This is a genomic window from Streptomyces sp. PSU-S4-23, assembly GCF_055632315.1.
Genome location: NZ_JBVMUU010000002.1, coordinates 3197811 through 3215016, shown reverse-complemented (window position 1 = coordinate 3215016; position 17206 = coordinate 3197811). Strand labels below are relative to the sequence as shown.

13 protein-coding genes and 1 pseudogene are annotated in these 17206 nt (G+C 71.5%); 2 read left to right on the top strand and 12 right to left on the bottom strand.

Annotation, left to right across the window (positions count from 1 at the left end; genetic code table 11):
* Nucleotides 1-98 precede the first annotated feature (98 nt).
* On the top strand, nt 99-665 hold the full coding sequence (locus ACZ79I_RS14785; RefSeq protein WP_471497704.1) for a GPR1/FUN34/YaaH family transporter: 567 nt from the start codon (nt 99-101) through the stop codon (nt 663-665).
* Between the two features lie 94 nt (nt 666-759).
* Here ACZ79I_RS14785 and glmS read toward each other — a convergent pair whose 3' ends face one another.
* The 3 genes and pseudogenes from glmS to ACZ79I_RS14770 all read right to left on the bottom strand — a co-directional run bounded on the left by glmS (nt 760) and on the right by ACZ79I_RS14770 (nt 3893).
* The gene (glmS, locus tag ACZ79I_RS14780) at nt 760-2577 is read right to left on the bottom strand and encodes a glutamine--fructose-6-phosphate transaminase (isomerizing) (protein ID WP_471497702.1); all 1818 of its coding nucleotides are present in this window, start codon (nt 2575-2577) and stop codon (nt 760-762) included.
* A gap of 56 nt (nt 2578-2633) precedes the next feature.
* Entirely contained in the window at nt 2634-2891 is a 258-nt protein-coding gene (locus ACZ79I_RS14775) for a hypothetical protein (RefSeq protein ID WP_471497700.1), read from the bottom strand.
* Nucleotides 2892-2958: 67 nt separating this feature from the next.
* A pseudogene (locus ACZ79I_RS14770) lies at nt 2959-3893 on the bottom strand (DUF4429 domain-containing protein).
* Between the two features lie 95 nt (nt 3894-3988).
* On the opposite strand from ACZ79I_RS14770, the gene ACZ79I_RS14765 reads away from it, so the two are divergent.
* A complete protein-coding gene (locus ACZ79I_RS14765) occupies nt 3989-5581 on the top strand; it encodes a beta-N-acetylhexosaminidase (protein WP_471497698.1) in 1593 nt (530 codons plus the stop codon).
* Nucleotides 5582-5640: 59 nt separating this feature from the next.
* On the opposite strand, the gene ACZ79I_RS14760 is transcribed toward ACZ79I_RS14765, so the two are convergent.
* From ACZ79I_RS14760 to ACZ79I_RS14720, 9 genes are all read right to left on the bottom strand, one after another.
* Entirely contained in the window at nt 5641-7413 is a 1773-nt protein-coding gene (locus ACZ79I_RS14760; RefSeq protein ID WP_471497696.1) for an IucA/IucC family protein, read from the bottom strand.
* Nucleotides 7410-7958, bottom strand: coding sequence for a GNAT family N-acetyltransferase (locus ACZ79I_RS14755; protein WP_471497694.1), 549 nt, complete (start codon nt 7956-7958; stop codon nt 7410-7412). Before ACZ79I_RS14755 ends, ACZ79I_RS14760 begins: the two co-directional genes overlap by 4 nt.
* Complete coding sequence (locus tag ACZ79I_RS14750; protein ID WP_471497692.1) at nt 7955-9232, bottom strand: lysine N(6)-hydroxylase/L-ornithine N(5)-oxygenase family protein; 1278 nt, start codon at nt 9230-9232, stop codon at nt 7955-7957. Before ACZ79I_RS14750 ends, ACZ79I_RS14755 begins: the two co-directional genes overlap by 4 nt.
* Nucleotides 9216-10658, bottom strand: a complete 1443-nt coding sequence (locus tag ACZ79I_RS14745) for a pyridoxal phosphate-dependent decarboxylase family protein (RefSeq protein WP_471497690.1) — start codon at nt 10656-10658, stop codon at nt 9216-9218. The genes ACZ79I_RS14750 and ACZ79I_RS14745 overlap by 17 nt, the downstream gene beginning before the upstream one ends.
* An 83-nt stretch (nt 10659-10741) precedes the next feature.
* On the bottom strand, nt 10742-11617 hold the full coding sequence (locus ACZ79I_RS14740) for a siderophore-interacting protein (protein ID WP_471497688.1): 876 nt from the start codon (nt 11615-11617) through the stop codon (nt 10742-10744).
* 1 nt (nt 11618) lies between these two features.
* Entirely contained in the window at nt 11619-12674 is a 1056-nt protein-coding gene (locus tag ACZ79I_RS14735; RefSeq protein ID WP_471497686.1) for an ABC transporter substrate-binding protein, read from the bottom strand.
* A gap of 387 nt (nt 12675-13061) precedes the next feature.
* A complete protein-coding gene (locus ACZ79I_RS14730) occupies nt 13062-14222 on the bottom strand; it encodes an acyl-CoA dehydrogenase family protein (protein WP_471497684.1) in 1161 nt (386 codons plus the stop codon).
* A 5-nt stretch (nt 14223-14227) separates the two neighbouring features.
* Nucleotides 14228-15166, bottom strand: a complete 939-nt coding sequence (locus ACZ79I_RS14725; RefSeq protein WP_471497682.1) for a hydroxymethylglutaryl-CoA lyase — start codon at nt 15164-15166, stop codon at nt 14228-14230.
* Nucleotides 15163-17202 carry an acetyl/propionyl/methylcrotonyl-CoA carboxylase subunit alpha gene (locus ACZ79I_RS14720; protein ID WP_471497680.1) on the bottom strand — a complete coding sequence of 680 codons (2040 nt, stop codon included), beginning with the start codon at nt 17200-17202 and terminating at the stop codon, nt 15163-15165. Before ACZ79I_RS14720 ends, ACZ79I_RS14725 begins: the two co-directional genes overlap by 4 nt.
* Nucleotides 17203-17206 lie beyond the last annotated feature (4 nt).

Sequence of the window (17206 nt, the reverse complement as noted above, 5' to 3'; positions counted from 1 at the left end):
TCCGCAACCTACTTGCGCGTAGAGGTGTTTGTGCCCTTGTGAAGGGCATATATCGGTCACCGCACAACCGTGCATGCAGGACAAGAAGGGAGCCCGCCGTGGACAACGACGTCTCTGCGGGAAGCACCACCTCGACCGTCGGACGGCTCGCACTCGGCATCACATTGCTGGCCTTCGGCCTCGGAACCACCAGGGTGATCGACGGCGTGACGACGGCCGACGCCGTGTCACTGGCCCACTATCTCGGCGGCGTGGCCCTGTTCCTCGCCGGCCTGTTCGCCTTCCGCGACCGTGACACCGCCACGGGGACGGCCTTCTGCGCGCTCGGCGCCCTCTGGTTCACCTGGGCGGTCACGGCAGGCAGCCAGATGTCCGACAACGCCGCCGGACTCTTCCTCCTGCTGTTCGCCCTGGTGGCGCTGAGCCTGACGCTCGGAGCCGCCGGCGGTGTCCTCGACCAGGGCACCTACGGCCTGTTCTTCGTCTCGCTGCTGCTGCTCGCCGTCGCGCGGTTCGCGGGCAGCGACTCGCTGGGCAAGGCCGGCGGCTGGTTCGCGGTCGCCGCGGGCGCGGTCGCCTGGTACGCGGCCACGGCGGCGCTGGCCAAGTGGCCCACCGCCCTTCCCCGACGCGCTGCCGGCCGCGGAGTGACGGCCGCAGGCTGACGCAGCGCCGGGCCGGGACGCGGGTCCCCGGCCCCCGAAAAGAGCGACCCCCTGTGCAGGTGGCACACAGGGGGTCGCCTCTTCGCGGACGTGCTTATTCCACCGTCACCGACTTGGCGAGGTTCCGCGGCTTGTCGATGTCCCGGCCCAGGGCCAACGCCGTGTGGTAGGCGAGGAGTTGCAGCGGGATGCCCATCAGGATCGGGTCCAGCTCGTCCTCGTTCTTCGGCACCAGGACCGTGTGGTCTGCCTTCTCCTGCTCCTGGTGGGCGACCGCGAGGATCCTGCCGCTGCGCGCCTTGATCTCCTCCATGGCCGCGCGGTTCTTCTCCAGCAGGTCGTCGTCCGGCACGATCGCGACCGTCGGCAGGGCGGGCTCGATCAGCGCCAGCGGGCCGTGCTTGAGCTCGGAGGCCGGGTACGCCTCGGCGTGGATGTAGGAGACCTCCTTCAGCTTCAGGGAGGCCTCACGGGCCACCGGGTAGCCGCGCACACGCCCGATGAAGAGCATCGAGCGGGCCTCGGCGAACTGGTGCGCCAGCTTCTTGATCTCCTCCTCCTGCTTGAGGATCTCGGCGATCTGCCCGGGCAGCCTGCGCAGGCCCTCGATGATCCGCTTGCCGTCGCGCACCGACAGGTCCCGGGTGCGGCCGAGGTGCAGGGCGAGCAGCGCGAAGGCGACGGTGGTGTTGGTGAAGCACTTGGTGGACACCACGCACACCTCGGGGCCGGCGTGCACGTACATGCCGCCGTCGGCCTCGCGCGCGATCGCCGAGCCGACCACGTTGACGATGCCCAGCACCCGGGCGCCCTTGCGCTTGAGCTCCTGCACGGCGGCCAGGACGTCATAGGTCTCACCGGACTGCGAGACCGCGACGTAGAGCGTGTCCGGGTCGACCACCGCGTTGCGGTAGCGGAACTCGGAGGCCGGCTCGGCGTCGGCGGGGATGCGCGCCAGCTCCTCGATCATCTGGGCGCCGATCATGCCCGCGTGGTACGAGGTGCCGCAGCCGAGGATCTTCACCCGGCGCACGGCGCGCGCCTCACGGGCGTCCAGGTTGAGGCCGCCCAGGTGCACGGTGGAGAACCGGTCGTCGATGCGGCCGCGCAGCACGCGGTCCACGGCCTCGGCCTGCTCGTGGATCTCCTTGTGCATATAGGTGTCGTGGCCGCCCATGTCGTAGGACTCGGCCTCCCACTCGACGGTGGTCGGCTCGGCCGTCGTACGGGTGCCCTCGGTGGTGTACGTGCGGAAGTCGTCGGCCTTGAGGGTGGCCATCTCGCCGTCGTCGAGGGTCACTATCTGCCGGGTGTGGGTGACCAGCGCGGCGACGTCGGAGGCGACGAACATCTCCTTCTCGCCGATGCCGAGGACGACGGGGGAGCCGTTGCGGGCCACCACGATCCGGTCGGCGAAGTCCGCGTGCATCACGGCGATGCCGTAGGTGCCCTCCACCGAACGCAGCGCCTGGCGGACCTTCTCCTCCAGGGTCTCGGCCGGGGAACGGGCGATGAGGTGGGTGAGGACCTCGGTGTCGGTCTCGGACAGGAACTCGACGCCGTCCGCCTCCAGTTTCTTCCTGAGGTCGGCGGCGTTGTCGATGATCCCGTTGTGGACGACGGCCACCGTGCCGTCGGCCGACAGGTGCGGGTGGGCGTTGACGTCGGAGGGGGCGCCGTGGGTGGCCCAGCGGGTGTGGGCGATGCCGGTGGTGCCCTTGAAGCGCGCGGGGACCTTCGCCTCCAGGTCGCGGACCCGGCCCTTGGCCTTGACCATCTTCAGGCCGGCCGACTTGGGGGATGTGACGACGATGCCCGCCGAGTCGTAGCCGCGGTACTCCAGCCGCTGCAGGCCCTCCAGCAGCAGCGGGGCCACATCGCGCTTACCGATGTATCCGACGATTCCGCACATATGAGTCCTTGAGTCCCTTTTGTCCTGTACTCGGTGACGTGATGTCGTCCGGCGGCTCAGCCATAGACGATGCGGCGCAGCTGTCGGAGCGTGAGCTCGGGCGGCGCGACCGCGCGGTACTTCAGATCCGCCTCGATCCGGTCGAAGATCGTCGCGTTCACCAGGCCCTGGGTCTGCAGCTCGCGATGGCGGCGGCGGACGAACTCCTCGGTCGTCTCGTCGAAGTAGGCGAGCACGTCCTGGATCACGCGCAGCGCCTCGCCCCGGCTGAGGGGTGTGGACCGCTCCAGATGATCAACGAGTTCGTCGTGCACCCGCTAGATCATGGTGTACAGGCGTCTAAAGTGCAAGAATCCTGCCCGATTCCGGGCAGGGGATGGGTCACATCCGTCTGAGAACCGCCTGCTTGGCCAGGGTGAACTCCTCCTCGGTCAGCACGCCCGCCCGGTGCAGCTCGCCCAGTTCGCGCAGCCGGCGCAGCAGCGCGTCATGGTCGTGCTCGGCGGGAGCTGGCCGAGGGGCGGGCACGGTGAGCTCGTCGGCGGGCAGTGCGCCGGCCGGCGCGGCCGCCGCGGGAGCCGACGGGTGCGGCAGCCGGGCCTGTACGGCCGCCGCGACGAGCGCCATCAGCGGGTCCTTCTTGAAGCCCCACAGCACGACGGAGTGGGGATCGTACTTCGGTGGCGTCGTGGTCGGAGCGCCGCGCACGACGAAGCGGAGATAGCCGTTCTCCAGGCCCACCGCCGGCTGCCAGTCCACGGCGGTGACGGTGGCCACGGGCAGCGTGCGGACGCCCGTGGACGCCTTCGAGTCCTCGGTCTTCCAGTTCCACTCCAGGCGTATGCGCTCACCGTCGAAGCTCGCCGAGCCGTCCCCGGCGGACGCGGACAGCGGCACCGCGGGGCCGGGCAGCAGATAGCGGTCGACCGGGCCGGACGGCACCTGCTCCAGCAGGAGCGCGTGGCGGACCTCGTCGGCCAGGTACTCGGCGACGCCGTAGCGGTCGGGCTCGACGACCAGCCGGTAGGGGTCGTCGGACTCGCCGAGCCTGCCGCCGGTCGCCTGGAGCAGGGGGTCCCCCCACGCCGTTCAGGCAGTGGGGGAGGGTCGGCGCCGTCGCGCAGCCGCAGCCGCAGCCTCAGCCGTCCGGCCTTCTTGCCCTGCTCCAGGGAGATGCCCGCCAACGCACCGAGCGGGACGGCGAGTTCACCCAGGGTTCTGCGGAGCAGGCCGACGTTCTTGTCGCGCCCCGGAGTCAGCCGCAGCGTGTCGCCGTCGAAGGTCCACGTACCGTCCTTCTGGATGATTTCCGCCATGAGGGGGATTGTTCCACCCGCGGTGCGAGAGAGTGGTCTATACCCATCGGCGCCGCACCGGACAGGCCCGTGGGACCTCATGGAAGGGAGCGCATGTGACACGGCACCACAGAACGCCCCGCCTCCTCGGAACGCTGCTGCTCGTCGCGGCCGCCGGACTCACCCTGAGCGCCGGCGCCGCGCCCGCCGCGCCCGCGACCCCCGCCACCCCCCTGACCCAGGTGGTCCCGGCGCCCGCCTCGGTCGAGGCGGGCGGCTCCCCGTACCGGATCACGCCCGGCACACGGATCCGCGTCGACGGATCGCGCGAGGCCCGCCGGGTCGGCGAGTACCTCGCGCGCATCCTGCGTCCCTCGACCGGCTACCGCCTGCCGGTCACCACGCACGGCACCGGCGGCATCCGGCTCCGCCTGGGCGGCGGCCCGCTCGGCGGCGAGGGCTACCGCCTGGACAGCGGCGCCCGGGGCGTCACCATCACCGCCCGCGGGCCCGCGGGACTCTTCCACGGCGTGCAGACCCTGCGTCAGCTCCTGCCCGCCGCGGTCGAGCGGAAGACCGTGCAGCCCGGGCCCTGGGTCGTCGCGGGCGGGACCATCGAGGACCTTCCGCGCTACGCCTACCGCGGCGCGATGCTCGACGTCTCCCGTCACTTCTTCACCGTCGCCCAGGTCAAGCGCTACATCGACGAGTTGGCGCTCTACAAGATCAACATGCTGCATCTGCACCTGAGCGACGACCAGGGCTGGCGCATCGCGATCGACTCCTGGCCGCGCCTGGCGGCCTACGGCGGCTCGACCCAGGTCGGCGGCGGCAGCGGCGGCTTCTACACCAAGGCGCAGTACCAGGACATCGTGCGCTACGCGGCCTCCCGCTATCTGGAGGTCGTCCCCGAGATCGACATGCCGGGCCACACCAACGCCGCCCTCGCCTCGTACGCCGGACTCAACTGCGACGGCGTCGCACCCCCGCTCTACACCGGCACGAACGTCGGCTTCAGCTCGCTGTGCGTGCCCAAGCCGGTGACGTACGACTTCGTGGACGACGTCATCCGCGAACTGGCCGCCCTCACACCGGGCCGCTACCTCCACATCGGCGGCGACGAGGCGCACTCCACGAGCCACGACGACTACGTGACGTTCATGGACCGGGTGCAGCCCGTCGTGGGCCGGTACGGCAAGACCGTGATCGGCTGGCACCAGCTCACCGGCGCGCACCCGGTGAAGGGCGCCCTGGCCCAGTACTGGGGGCTGGACGGCACCAGCGCCGCGGAGAAGGCCCAGGTCGCCCGCGCGGCGCAGAACGGCACCCGGCTGATCCTGTCCCCGGCCGACCGGATCTACCTCGACATGAAGTACACCGAGGACACCCCGCTGGGACAGGACTGGGCGGGACTGGTGGAGGTGCGCCGCTCCTACGACTGGGATCCGGGCACCTACCTTCAGGGCGCGCCGGGTTCGGCGATCGCCGGTGTCGAGGCGCCCCTGTGGTCGGAGACGATCGTCACGGACGCCGACATCGACTACATGACCTTCCCGAGGCTGCCGGGCGTGGCCGAGCTGGGCTGGTCACCGGCCGCCACGCACGACTGGGACGCCTACCGGACGCGGCTCGCCGCGCAGGGGCCGCGCTGGCAGGCGCTGGGGATCGGGTTCTACCGGTCGCCGCAGGTGCCCTGGCCGGCGGGCTGAACACCGCTGGCGGGCACCCCGGAGGACCGTACTCCGGGGTGCCCGCCCCCACTCCGGGCCTAGAGTCCGGCGATCGGGTTCCTCAGGGTCCCGGCCAGCTGAAGCGCCCCCGACGGGTCCGCCAGGTCCACCATCTGCCGGTTGTCGCGCAACTGGAGCCGGTTGAGGCACGACAGCGGGAACCGAGGGGCGAACAGGTCGTACTGCCGGAACCTGCCGGCCAGTTCGGGGTGCTCGTCCTGGTAGGCGTGGACGACCTCCGCGACCGTCCGCCAGAACTCCTCCTCCCGCAGCACCCCTTCGGCGGCGAGGTGGGCGGCCAGGAAGCGCAGGAAGCAGTCGAAGACGTCCGTGAAGACCGACAGCAGCCGCTTCTCCTCCGGCACCTCGGCACGGATCCGCGCGGCCTGCGGGGGCAGCGCCGTACGCGGGTCCAGGACCGCGACCTCCTCCGCGATGTCCTTGAAGACCGCGCGCCGCACGGCACCGTCCGCCAGGACGAGGATGACGTTCTCGCCGTGCGGCATGAAGACCAGGCCGTGGGCGTAGAAGCTGTGCAGCACCGGGACGAGGTACGCCCGCGCGTAGCGGCGCAGCCACTGGTCCGGCGCGAGGCCCGACCGTTCGATCAGCGCACCGGCGAAGGAGGCGCCCTCCTGGTCCACATGGAGGAGGGAGGCCATGGTGGCCAGGCTCTCGCCCTCCCGGAGCGAGGCCACCGGGCTCTCCCGCCACAGCGCGGCGAGCATCTTCCGGTAGGGCGAGTGGTGGTCCGTGGCCGCCTCGTACTCCAGGTGGCGGTAACCGACCGCCGCCCGCTCCCGGATGATCGTCAGACCCGTCTCCGTCAGTACCGGGTCGTTCTCGATGAGCCCCGCCAGCCAGTCGTTGATCGCCGGGGTCGCCTCCATGTAGGCGGCCGACAGCCCGCGCATGAAGCCCATGTTGAGGACGGACAGGGCCGTCTTCACATAGTGCTTCTCGGGGCTGCTCCGGTTGAAGAAGGTCCGCACGGACTGCTGGGCCAGGTACTCGTCGTCTCCCTCGCCCAGGCACACGAGGTGCCGCCGGGCGATGTCGGCGGCGAAGGCGACGGCGAGCTTGTTGCGCCACTGCCAGGGGTGGACGGGTATGAGGAGGTAGTCGGCGGGGTCCAGGCCCTGTCCGGTCAGCTGCCGGTGGAAGCGCTCGACCGCCTCCTCGCCCAGCTCCTCCCGGACGAACGACGGGTACGTGATACCGGCCCCCGCCGTGAACACCGCCCGCGAACGGTGCGCGGCCAGCCACACCAGCCGGACGGGGCTCGCGCTCTCGGGGGCGTACGCGTGGTGGTCGTGGATGCCGAAGCCCAGCCGTCCGTTGTTGGCGACGAAGCAGGGGTGGCCCTCGGTCATGCCGGTCTCGATGTCCTGGAACCCGCTCCCGGCCAGCTCGGCGGCGGTGACCTTCGGCTTGGCGAGCTTGTAGCAGGTGCCGGAGAGGGTGGCGGAGATCTCCTCCAGATAGACCGGGAGCACCTCGTCGCCCAGCCCCAGGGACGTCCGCAGCTCGGTGATGAGGTCCAGGGCCGAGAGGGGCAGCGCACGGCCGTCGCGGTGCCGGGTGAGGGAACCGGGGTCCACCTGCCAGTGGTCGAGGGCGCGGCGGGTGGCGGCGAACCGGTAGACGGTGTGGCCGTCGTCGCTGCGGACGACGTACCGGCCCTCCCCGTCCCGCTCGGGCGTGATCAGCCGCTCGTGGGCGAACTCGGCGAGGGCCTTGCGGACGAGGAGGCGGTTGGCGTGCTCCCAGCGTCCGGGGGACAGATGGGAGACGGCGTCGGCGAGGTTCATGCCGCCATCGCCCGCTCGAACCGCTCGCGGGAGCAGAAACTCAGCAGTGCCCTCTTCTCCGGCTTCCGGACCTCCCGTTCGGGCACGAACCCGACCGCCGCGTTCAGGGCGTGCACGGCGGTGTTGCGCACATCGGGTTCGACGACCACGCGGGCGGTCGCCGGGTCGTCGAACAGGTGCCGCATCACCGCGGTGAGGACGGCGCGGGTGAAGCCGTGCACGGGCGTCTGGGACGGCGCGACGAGGAAGTGCATGCCGACGTCACCCGGTTCGGGCCGGTACAGGCCGGCCAGTTCGCGGTGGGCGGGGTCGTACCTCTCCATCAGGAAGGCGGGTGTGCCGTCGTGCAGTCCGAGGAGGGCATGGTGGTGCTCGTCGGCCTCGATCGCCCGATAGGCGCGCTCGACGTCGGCCGGCCCGGCGTCCCGCATCATCCAGAAGGCCGCCTTGGGGTGGGTCACCCAGGTGTGCAGCAGCCCGGCGTCCCCGGCCGGGTCGAGGGGGCGGAAGGCGAAGGTGCCGGGGGCGCCGGTGGTGGTGCTCATGCGGCGAACTCCTGGAAGGCGATGGACTTCTCGACGGGGTAGTACTCGCTGCCGAGCAGTTCCCGGATGATGTACGCGTTGCGGTAGGGGCCCATGCCCAGGTCGGGGCTGGTGACGCTGTGCGTGTGGAGGCCGCCGTTCTGCAGGAAGACGCCCCGGCCCGTGGTGTCGACGGCGTAGTTGCGGGCCACGTCGAGGTTGCCGTGCGCGTCGTAGCGCAGACGGTCGCGGATCGGCCGCAGGAAGCCCGGTTCGGTGTACCGGTAGCCGGTGGCGAGGACCAGGCCCTGGGTGCGCAGCTCGTAGTCCTTCTCCTGCTCCTCCTGGCGCAGGTCCAGCCGGTAGCCGCCGTCCTCGCGGTGTACGCCGTTCAGCGAGGAGTTGGCGAGCAGACGCGTGGGCGGGGGGCCGTCGAGGTTCTTCTGGTACAGCAGGTCGAAGATCTCGTTGACGAGGGCGCCGTCGATGCCCTTGAACAGGGGCTTCTGCTGCCGTGCGAGACGGTAGCGGGTGGGCTCGGGCAGGGCGTGGAAGTAGTCGATGTAGTCCGGGGAGGTCATCTCGAGGGTGAGCTTGGTGTACTCCAGCGGGAAGAAGCGCGGTGAGCGCGTGATCCAGTTCAACCGGTAGCCGTGGACGTCGATCCCGCCGAGCAGGTCCCGGTAGATCTCGGCGGCGGACTGGCCGCTGCCGACCACGGTGATCGACTCCAGGGTCTGCAGTCGGTGCTTGTGGTCCAGGTAGTGGGAGGAGTGGACGGCATCGCCGTCGAGGCCGCGGCAGGGCTCCGGGACATACGGGGTCGTTCCCGTGCCGAGGACCAGATGGCGCGCCCGGTAGGCGTCCCCGTCCCGTGTCCGTACGACATACAGCTCGTCCTCGTACGTCACGTCCGTGACCGTGGCTCCGAAGCGGACGCTGCCGAGCCGGGAGGCGGCCCAGCGGCAGTAGTCGTCGTACTCGACGCGCAGCGGGTAGAAGTTCTCGCGGATGTAGAAGGAGTACAGCCTGCCCTGCTCCTTCAGATAGGCCAGGAAGGAGTACGGGGACGTCGGGTCGGCCAGGGTGACCAGGTCCGACAGGAACGGCGTCTGGAGGTGGGCGCCGTCCAGGAACATCCCGGAGTGCCACTCGAAGGCGGGCTTCGACTCCAGGAAGACGCCGTCGAGCGCGGCGATGGGTTCGACGAGGCAGGCGAGGCCGAGGTTGAAGGGGCCGAGCCCGATCCCCACGACGTCGTACGTCCGGGTGGGGGCTTCAGGAAGCGCGGTCAAGGGACTCTCCCAGGTACTGCCCGGCGTGGCGGGCGATCAGTTCGAGCACGGCGGCGATGTCGTCCGTCGTGGTCTCGGGGTTGAGCAGGGTGAACTTCAGGTAGTGGCGGCCGTCGACCTCGGTGCTCGCGACCACGGCGTCCCCGGAGGCGAACAGGGCGTTGCGGGCGTGCAGGTTGGCGCGGTCGGTCTCGGCCGGGTCGGCGGCGGACGGGGGGACGCAGCGGAAGACGAGGGTGGACAGCTGCGGCTCGACCACCACGTCGAAGCGCGGGTCGGCGGCCAGCAGCTTCCAGCCCTCCCCGGCCAGGTCGCACACCTCGTCGAAGAGGGCGCCGATGCCGTCGGCACCCATCATGCGCAGGGTCGTCCACAGCTTGAGGGCGTCGAAGCGGCGGGTGGTCTGGAGGGACTTGTCGACCTGGTTGGGGATGCGTTCCCGCACCATCCGGCGCGGGTTGAGGTACTCCGCGTGGTAGGTGGCGTGGCGCAGGGTGGCGCCGTCCCGCACCAGCACGGCGGACGAACTCACGGGCTGGAAGAAGGACTTGTGGTAGTCGACGGTGACGGAGTCGGCGCGTTCGATGCCGTCGAGCAGGCCGCGGCGGCGGGGCGAGAGGAGCAGCCCGCAGCCGTAGGCGGCGTCGACGTGCAGCCAGGTGCCGAACCGCGTGCACAGCTCGGCGATCCCGGGCAGCGGGTCGATGGAGCCGAAGTCGGTCGTGCCGGCGGTGGCGACGACGGCCATGGGGACCAGGCCGTCCCGTGTGCAGCGCTCCAGTTCGTGGGCGAGGGCGAGGGGCTGCATGCGCTTGTCGTGGCCGACGGGGACCGGGATGACGGCGTCGGCGCCCAGACCGAGGAGTTTCGCCGACTTCCGCACACTGAAGTGGCCGGCCTCGGAGGCGAGGATCCGCAGCCTGGCGAGGGTGCCGGTGCCGGCCTCCTCACGGGCCAGCAGCAGCGCCTGGAGGTTGGACTGGGTGCCGCCGCTGGTGAACACGCCGTCGGCGGCGGGGCCGAGGCCGATGCGCTGGGCGGTCCAGTCGATGAGTCTGCGCTCGATGAGGGTGCCTCCGGCCGACTGGTCCCAGGTGTCCAGGGAGGAGTTGACGGCGGACAGCACGGCCTCGCCGAGCACGGCGGGGATGACGACGGGGCAGTTGAGGTGGGCGAGGTAGCGGGGGTGGTGGAAGTAGACGGCGTCGCGGAGGTAGACGTCCTCCAGTTCGTCCAGGACCGCGGTGGTGTCGTGCAGCGGGCGGTCCAGATCGATCCGCTCGATGCGGGATGCGAGGGAGTCGACCGTGGCCCCGGTGAACGGGCGGTCGGTGGCGGCGAGTTGGGCGGCCACCCGCTCGACTCCTTCGACCACGGAGCGGCGGTAGTGCTCCGCGGTCAGGTCATTGAGCAGGTGCTGGCGCATGCGGGACCTCCGATGAGGGCGGTGAACTTAGGTTAGCCTAACCTAAGTTTCCATGTGTGGTGTCGCCCCCCCCGTGACCGCTGTCACCCGTGCGTGCGCAACTGCTCCTCGCTCAGCCCGCGCCGCCAGTAACCGGCGAAGGTGACGCGCCGGCGGTCGATGCCGCGCTCCCCGACGAAGTGCCGGCGCACCTCCTTGACCTGCCCGGCCTCGCCCGCGATCCAGACATACGGGGCGCGCGCCTCGGGGAACCGGGCGGCGCGCAGCGCGGCCAGGGCCGGGGAGGCGGAGACACCCCCGGCGTCCCCGGGGCCGTGGGGGAGTCCGCCGCGCACCAGCCAGGTGATCTCGGCGTCGGCCTCGGTCACCGGATCCTGGATGTCGCCGGCGTGCCCGATCTCCAGCCAGACGCGGACGCGGGTGTCCGCGGGCAGCCGTTCGAGGATCGCGCAGGCGGCGGGCACGGCGGTCGTGTCGGCCCAGAGGACCACCAGGTCGGTGTCCCCGGGCGGCCGGAAGCGGATCGCCCGGTTGTCCGCGACCGCCGGCCCGAGCACCACGACCCGGTCGCCGGGGGCGGCCCGGGAGGCCCAGCGCGAGGCGGGGCCCGCGGGGGCGGTCGCGCCCGGTTGCACGCCGTGCAGCACGAAGTCGATGTCGATCTCGGCGGGATCCCGCCGCAGCGCCCGGAGCGTGTACGAACGCATCACCGCCCGTACGTCGTCGGGGAGTTCGCGCCATCCTCGCCACCACCGGTCGCCCAGGTGGACCGGGACGGCGGGCTCGCTCCGGCCCGGCTGCGGCAGGAAGAGGGACAGGCTCTGGTCGTGTCCGCCGGAGCGGAACGCGCGCAGGTCGTCGCCCGCGAAGGTGACGCGGACGAGGGAGGGGCCGAGCCGCCTCGTCCGTACGACCTGGAGGGAGAAGAAACGGAACGGGGCGGCCACGGCCGTCGTCATGTCAGCTCACCCGCTTCGCCGTCTCGATCGCCTGCGCGAGGTCGTCGAGCAGCGGGGCGCACTTGTCGTACGACAGGACGGGCTCGGGGTTGCGGGCGATGACCTGGCCCGCCCTGACCGCGGGCAGCTTCTTCCAGGTCGCCTCGGTGATGGCGGCGGGCTGGATGGCCGAGGTGCGGTTGTCCATCATGATGATGTCGGCGGGGTACCTGTCGGCGTTCTCCCAGCTCAGGTTCTCGAACCAGCCGCCGCTCGCCTTCAGGGCGGAGGCGGGCGGCTCCACGAAGTTCACCCCGAGCGCCTTGAAGTACTCCAGGTCGACGGAGAGGTTCGTGCCGGAGACGTAGAAGACGTCCTGGCTCGCGGAGCCCGCCAGCACCTTGATGCCGGGCTTGGCCCCGGCGGCCGCGCGCAGTCGCGCGGCCGCGTCCTCGAACCGCTTCTTCGCCCGGGTGATCCCGGCGGAGCCGGTGTCCGCGCCGAGCGACTTCGCGAGTTCCAGCATGCGCTGCAGCGGCTCGGTCAACTGCCGGTCGTAGACGGAGATCCCGACGCTCGGGGCGCCGACCGCGAGGATCTTCCCGCGGGACTCCTCGGGCACGTACCAGAGCGTGCCGGCGTCGTCGAACAGGGTCGTGACGAGCAGGTCGGGAGCGAGCGCCGCGTACTGCTCGACGTTGAACTGGCCCCATGCGTTGCCGAGGACCGCGACCTTGCCGACGTCGAGGTCGCCGGCCTGCACGTCCGCCCCGCCGTCCTCGGTCTTCGTCGGCCCGAAGACGCCCTTCACCTCGATGCCGTAGTCGTGCAGCGCCGCGGCGGCACCGACGAACGCGACGATGGCGGACGGGGTCCGGCCGGACTTCGCGGTCCGGCCGCGGTCGTCCTCGAAGGACCAGGGGCCGGAGCCCTTGTCCGCGGTCGAGCCGCCGCCCGGGCCGCCGTTCCCCGGGTCTTCGCCGTCGCCGCAGGCGGCCAGCAGGGCGCCGAGTCCCAGGGCGCCGCCGGCGGTGAGGATGCCACGGCGGGAGGGGAGGGCGGGTCGCGGCTTGGGCATGGGTGTGCCTGCTTTCGTGCGAAGGGACCACCGACTTCGATGGAATTTAGGTTAGCCTAACCTAATAAATCGCACGCTCCTGGTCGGCGGCGGGCGGCCGGAAGTTGTGCCCATGGCGACCGGTGGGCTAGAGTCGATCTTGAGGTTGCGGCCGGTTCCACCGGGCGCCCCCGCGTTGGTGGTCCAAGGAAAGACGTCCCGCTTCCTGCGGGAAGATGCAGGTGCAAGGCCTGCCCGGCGCTCAAATGGCCCTCCTCCCCGAGATGTTCGGGGAGGAGGGCTCTTACGTGTTTCCACCGGCGTGCCCAACCGCCGGAATCGGCACCGCCCCTACGGGCTGTGCCCGGCCTCACGGACGGGCACAGCCGAGACCCTTCGGACGAGGCGTCAGCCCGCCAGGCCCAGTTCCCTCGCGATCAGCATCCGCTGCACCTCGCTGGTGCCCTCGCCGATCTCCAGGATCTTGGAGTCGCGCCACATGCGGGCCACCGGGTACTCGTTCATGAAGCCGTAGCCGCCGTGGATCTGGGTGGCCTCGCGGGCGTTGTCGACCGCGACCGTGGAGGAGTACAGCTTCGCCAGCGCCGCCTCCTTCTTGAAGGGCTCGCCGGAGACCAGCCGGGACGCGGCGTCGCGCCAGGCCAGGCGGGACGTGTGGGCCTTCATCTCCATGTCCGCGATCTTGAACTGGATCGCCTGGTACGCGCCGATGTTCCGGCCGAAGGCGTGCCGTTCCTTCGCGTACTTCACCGACTCGTCCACGCAGCCCTGGGCCAGGCCCGTGGCGAGGGCCGAGATCGCGATGCGGCCCTCGTCCAGGATGCGGAGGAACTGCGCGTAGCCGCGGCCCTCCTCGCCGAGCAGGTTCGCCGCCGGGACGCGCACGTCCGAGAAGGACAGTTCACGGGTGTCCGAGGCGTTCCAGCCGACCTTCGAGTACGGGGCAGCCACCGTGAAGCCCGGCGTGCCGGACGGGACGATGATCGAGGAGATCAGCGGACGGCCGGACTCCGTGCGGCCGGTGACCGCCGTGACCGTCACCAGGCCCGTGATGTCCGTGCCCGAGTTGGTGATGAAGCACTTCGTGCCGTTGATCACCCACTCGTTCGTCGACTCGTCCAGCCGGGCCGTCGTGCGCGTCGCACCGGCGTCCGAGCCGCCGTCCGGCTCGGTGAGGCCGAACGCGCCCAGTATCTCCCCGGAGCACAGGCGCGGCAGCCACTCCTGTTTCTGCTCCTGGGTGCCGAAGCGGTAGACCGGCATCGCCCCCAGGGAGACGCCCGCCTCCAGAGTGATGGCGATCGACGAGTCGACGCGGGCCAGTTCCTCCAGCACGATGCCGAGCGCCAGGTAGTCGCCGCCCATGCCGCCGTACTCCTCGGGGAACGGCAGCCCGAACAGGCCCATGCGGCCCATCTCGCGGACGATCTCGTAGGGGAACTCGTGGCGCTCGTAGAAGTCGCCGATCTTGGGCGCCACGACGTCGTGGGCGAACTCCTCGACCGTGCGCCGGAGTTCCTCGAGTTCGGGGGAGAGGTGGTGGTCCATGGGGATCATTCCTTGTGGGAGAGGGCTCGGACGGTTCGGGACGGACTGGGCCGGTCCAGGTGCGCGGCCATCCACACGCTCGTGGCGGTGAGCCGGCCGAGGTCGACCCCGGTGTCGATGCCGAGGCCCTGAAGCATCCACACGAGGTCTTCGGTGGCGAGGTTTCCGGTGGCGGACTTGGCGTACGGGCAGCCGCCGAGGCCGCCCGCGGAGGCGTCGACGGTCGTCACACCGTGCTGGAGCGCGGCCAGTGTGTTGGCGAGGGCCTGGCCGTAGGTGTCGTGGAAGTGCACGCCGATCGCGCCCGTCGGCACGCCCTGCGCGTTCAGCCCGGCCAGCAGGGCCTGGACGTGGCCCGGCGTCGCCACCCCGATGGTGTCGCCCAGGCTCAGTTCGTCGCAGCCCATGTCCATGAGCGCCTTGCTGACCCGGACGACCTGGTGGAGGGGCACCGGGCCCTCCCAGGGGTCGCCGAAGCACATCGACAGATAGCCGCGGACGTGCACGCCCTGGGACTTCGCGCGCTCGACCACCGGCTCGAACATCCCCAGGGCCTCGTCCACCGTGCGGTTGAGGTTGGCCTTGGCGAAGGACTCGGTGGCGCTGGCGAAGACGGCGACCCGGCGGGCGCCCAGCGCGAGGGCGCGGTCCAGGCCGCGTTCGTTCGGCACGAGCACCGGAAGCTCCACCGGCAGCTCGCCGACGAGCGGGAACAGCTCCTCGGCGTCGGCGAGCTGGGGCACCCACTTGGGATGGACGAAACTGGTGGCCTCGATGGTGGTCAGACCCGCGTCGGCGAGCCGACGGATGAACTCCGCCTTCACCTCCGTCGGGACGGCCGCCTTCTCGTTCTGCAGGCCGTCGCGCGCGCCGACCTCGTGGATCCTGACCCGTGCGGGCAGTCCCGGGGCCGGTACGACCATGGGCAGCCGACGATCCGTCATTCCTCCGCCTCCGTGTGCTCCTCGTGCGCCGCGATCACGGCCAGCACCTGGTCCATGGCGACCGTCGTGCCGGGTGTGACGTCCAGCTCGGCGACGGTCCCGGCGTGCGGGGCGGAGATGACGTGCTCCATCTTCATCGCCTCGACCACCAGCAGGCTCTGCCCGGCCGTCACCTCGTCCCCGACGGCCACCTTCACCACCGTCACCGTGCCGGGCATGGGCGCGGTCAGCGAGTCGGTGCCCGCGCGGGCGGCGCCGGTCAGCGACGCGGCGACCGGGTCGTGGTCGCGCACGTGCCAGGCGTCGCCGTCGCGCCCGAGCCAGGTGCCGTCCGGCAGCGCGGCGACCGTGTGGGTGACGCCGTCCAGGCGGAAGGTGAAACGGGACGCCTCCCCCGTGCCCGGCGGCGGGCCCCAGGCCGCGGGCACCGGCCGGTCCGCGCCCGGCAGCAGCAGCTCCGCCGCGCCGTCCGCCGTGCCCCGCACCCGGACGGTCACCGGGTCGTGCCCCGGCATCCGCAGGTGGAACGCCGTCCAGGCGTGCTCACCGCCCAGCCGCCAGCCGCTGGGCACCGAGAACGGATCGACCCAGCCCGGCGCCGGGGCGGCGAGGGCGGCCTGGCGCAGCAGCGCCGCCGCGGCCCAGATCTCCTCCGGGACCTCGTCCCGTACGAGGCCGTCCACCTCCCGCTCCACCAGGCCCGTGTCCAGCTCGCCCGCCACGACGGCGGGATGGGCCAGCAGGCGGCGCAGGAAGCCCGCGTTGGTCCGCACGCCCAGGGTGACGGTGCCGGCGAGGGCGGCCCGCAGCTTCCGCAGCGCGGTCGCGCGGTCGGGGCCGTGCGCGATGACCTTGGACAGCATCGGGTCGTACAGGCTGCCGACCTCGGTGCCCTCGGACAGCCCCGAATCGGTGCGCACTCCGTCGCCCTGCGGTTCGCGCAACGACAGCACCGTGCCGCCGGAGGGCAGGAACCCGCGGGACCCCTCTTTGACGGACACGGTCTCGGCGCAGACGCGGGCCTCCACCGCGTGCCCGGTGAGCGTGACGTCGTCCTGCGTGAAGGACAGCCGCTCGCCCGCCGCGACCCGCAACTGCCACTCGACCAGGTCCAGTCCGGTGACCAGCTCGGTCACCGGGTGCTCCACCTGGAGGCGGGTGTTCATCTCCATGAAGTAGTACGCGGAAGGGTCGCCGCCCGGGACGATGAACTCCACCGTGCCCGCGCCCCGGTAGCCGCAGGAGCGGGCCGCCTGGACCGCCGCCTCGCCCATCGCCGCGCGGGTGGCCTCGTCGAGGAGCACGCTCGGCGCCTCCTCGATGATCTTCTGGTGGCGGCGCTGGAGCGAGCACTCGCGCTCGCCCAGGTGCACCACGTTCCCGTGGCCGTCCGCCAGGACCTGGATCTCGATGTGCCGGGGGCGCTCGACCCAGCGCTCCACGAGGAGCGTGTCGTCGCCGAAGGAGGCGCGGGCCTCACGGCGGGCGGCGGCGATCTCGTCGGCCAGCGCGGACGCGTCCCGCACCAGCCGCATGCCCTTGCCGCCGCCGCCTGCCGACGGCTTGAGCAGCACCGGCATGCCGATGGCGTGGGCGGCGTCGGCCAGCTCCGCGTCCGACAGCCCGCTCCCGTCCGACCCGGGCACGACCGGTACCCCGGCCGCCCGGACCGTCTCCTTGGCCCGGATCTTGTCGCCCATGAGAGCGATGGCATCCGCCGGCGGGCCGATGAACACCAGCCCGGCGTCCGCGCAGGCACGTGCGAACGCGGCGTTCTCCGCGAGGAAGCCGTACCCCGGGTGCACCGCCTCGGCACCGGTCTCGGCGGCCGCCCGAAGGATCCGGTCGGCGGACAGATAGCTCTCCGCCGCCGGCGCCGGCCCGATCCGTACCGCGGTGTCGGCCTCCCGGACGTGCCGTGCGCCGGCGTCCGCGTCGGAGAACACGGCCGCCGAGCGCACCCCGAGCGCGCGCAGCGTGCGGATGACCCGGACGGCGATCTCGCCCCGGTTGGCGACAAGGACTGTCTCGAACATTCCC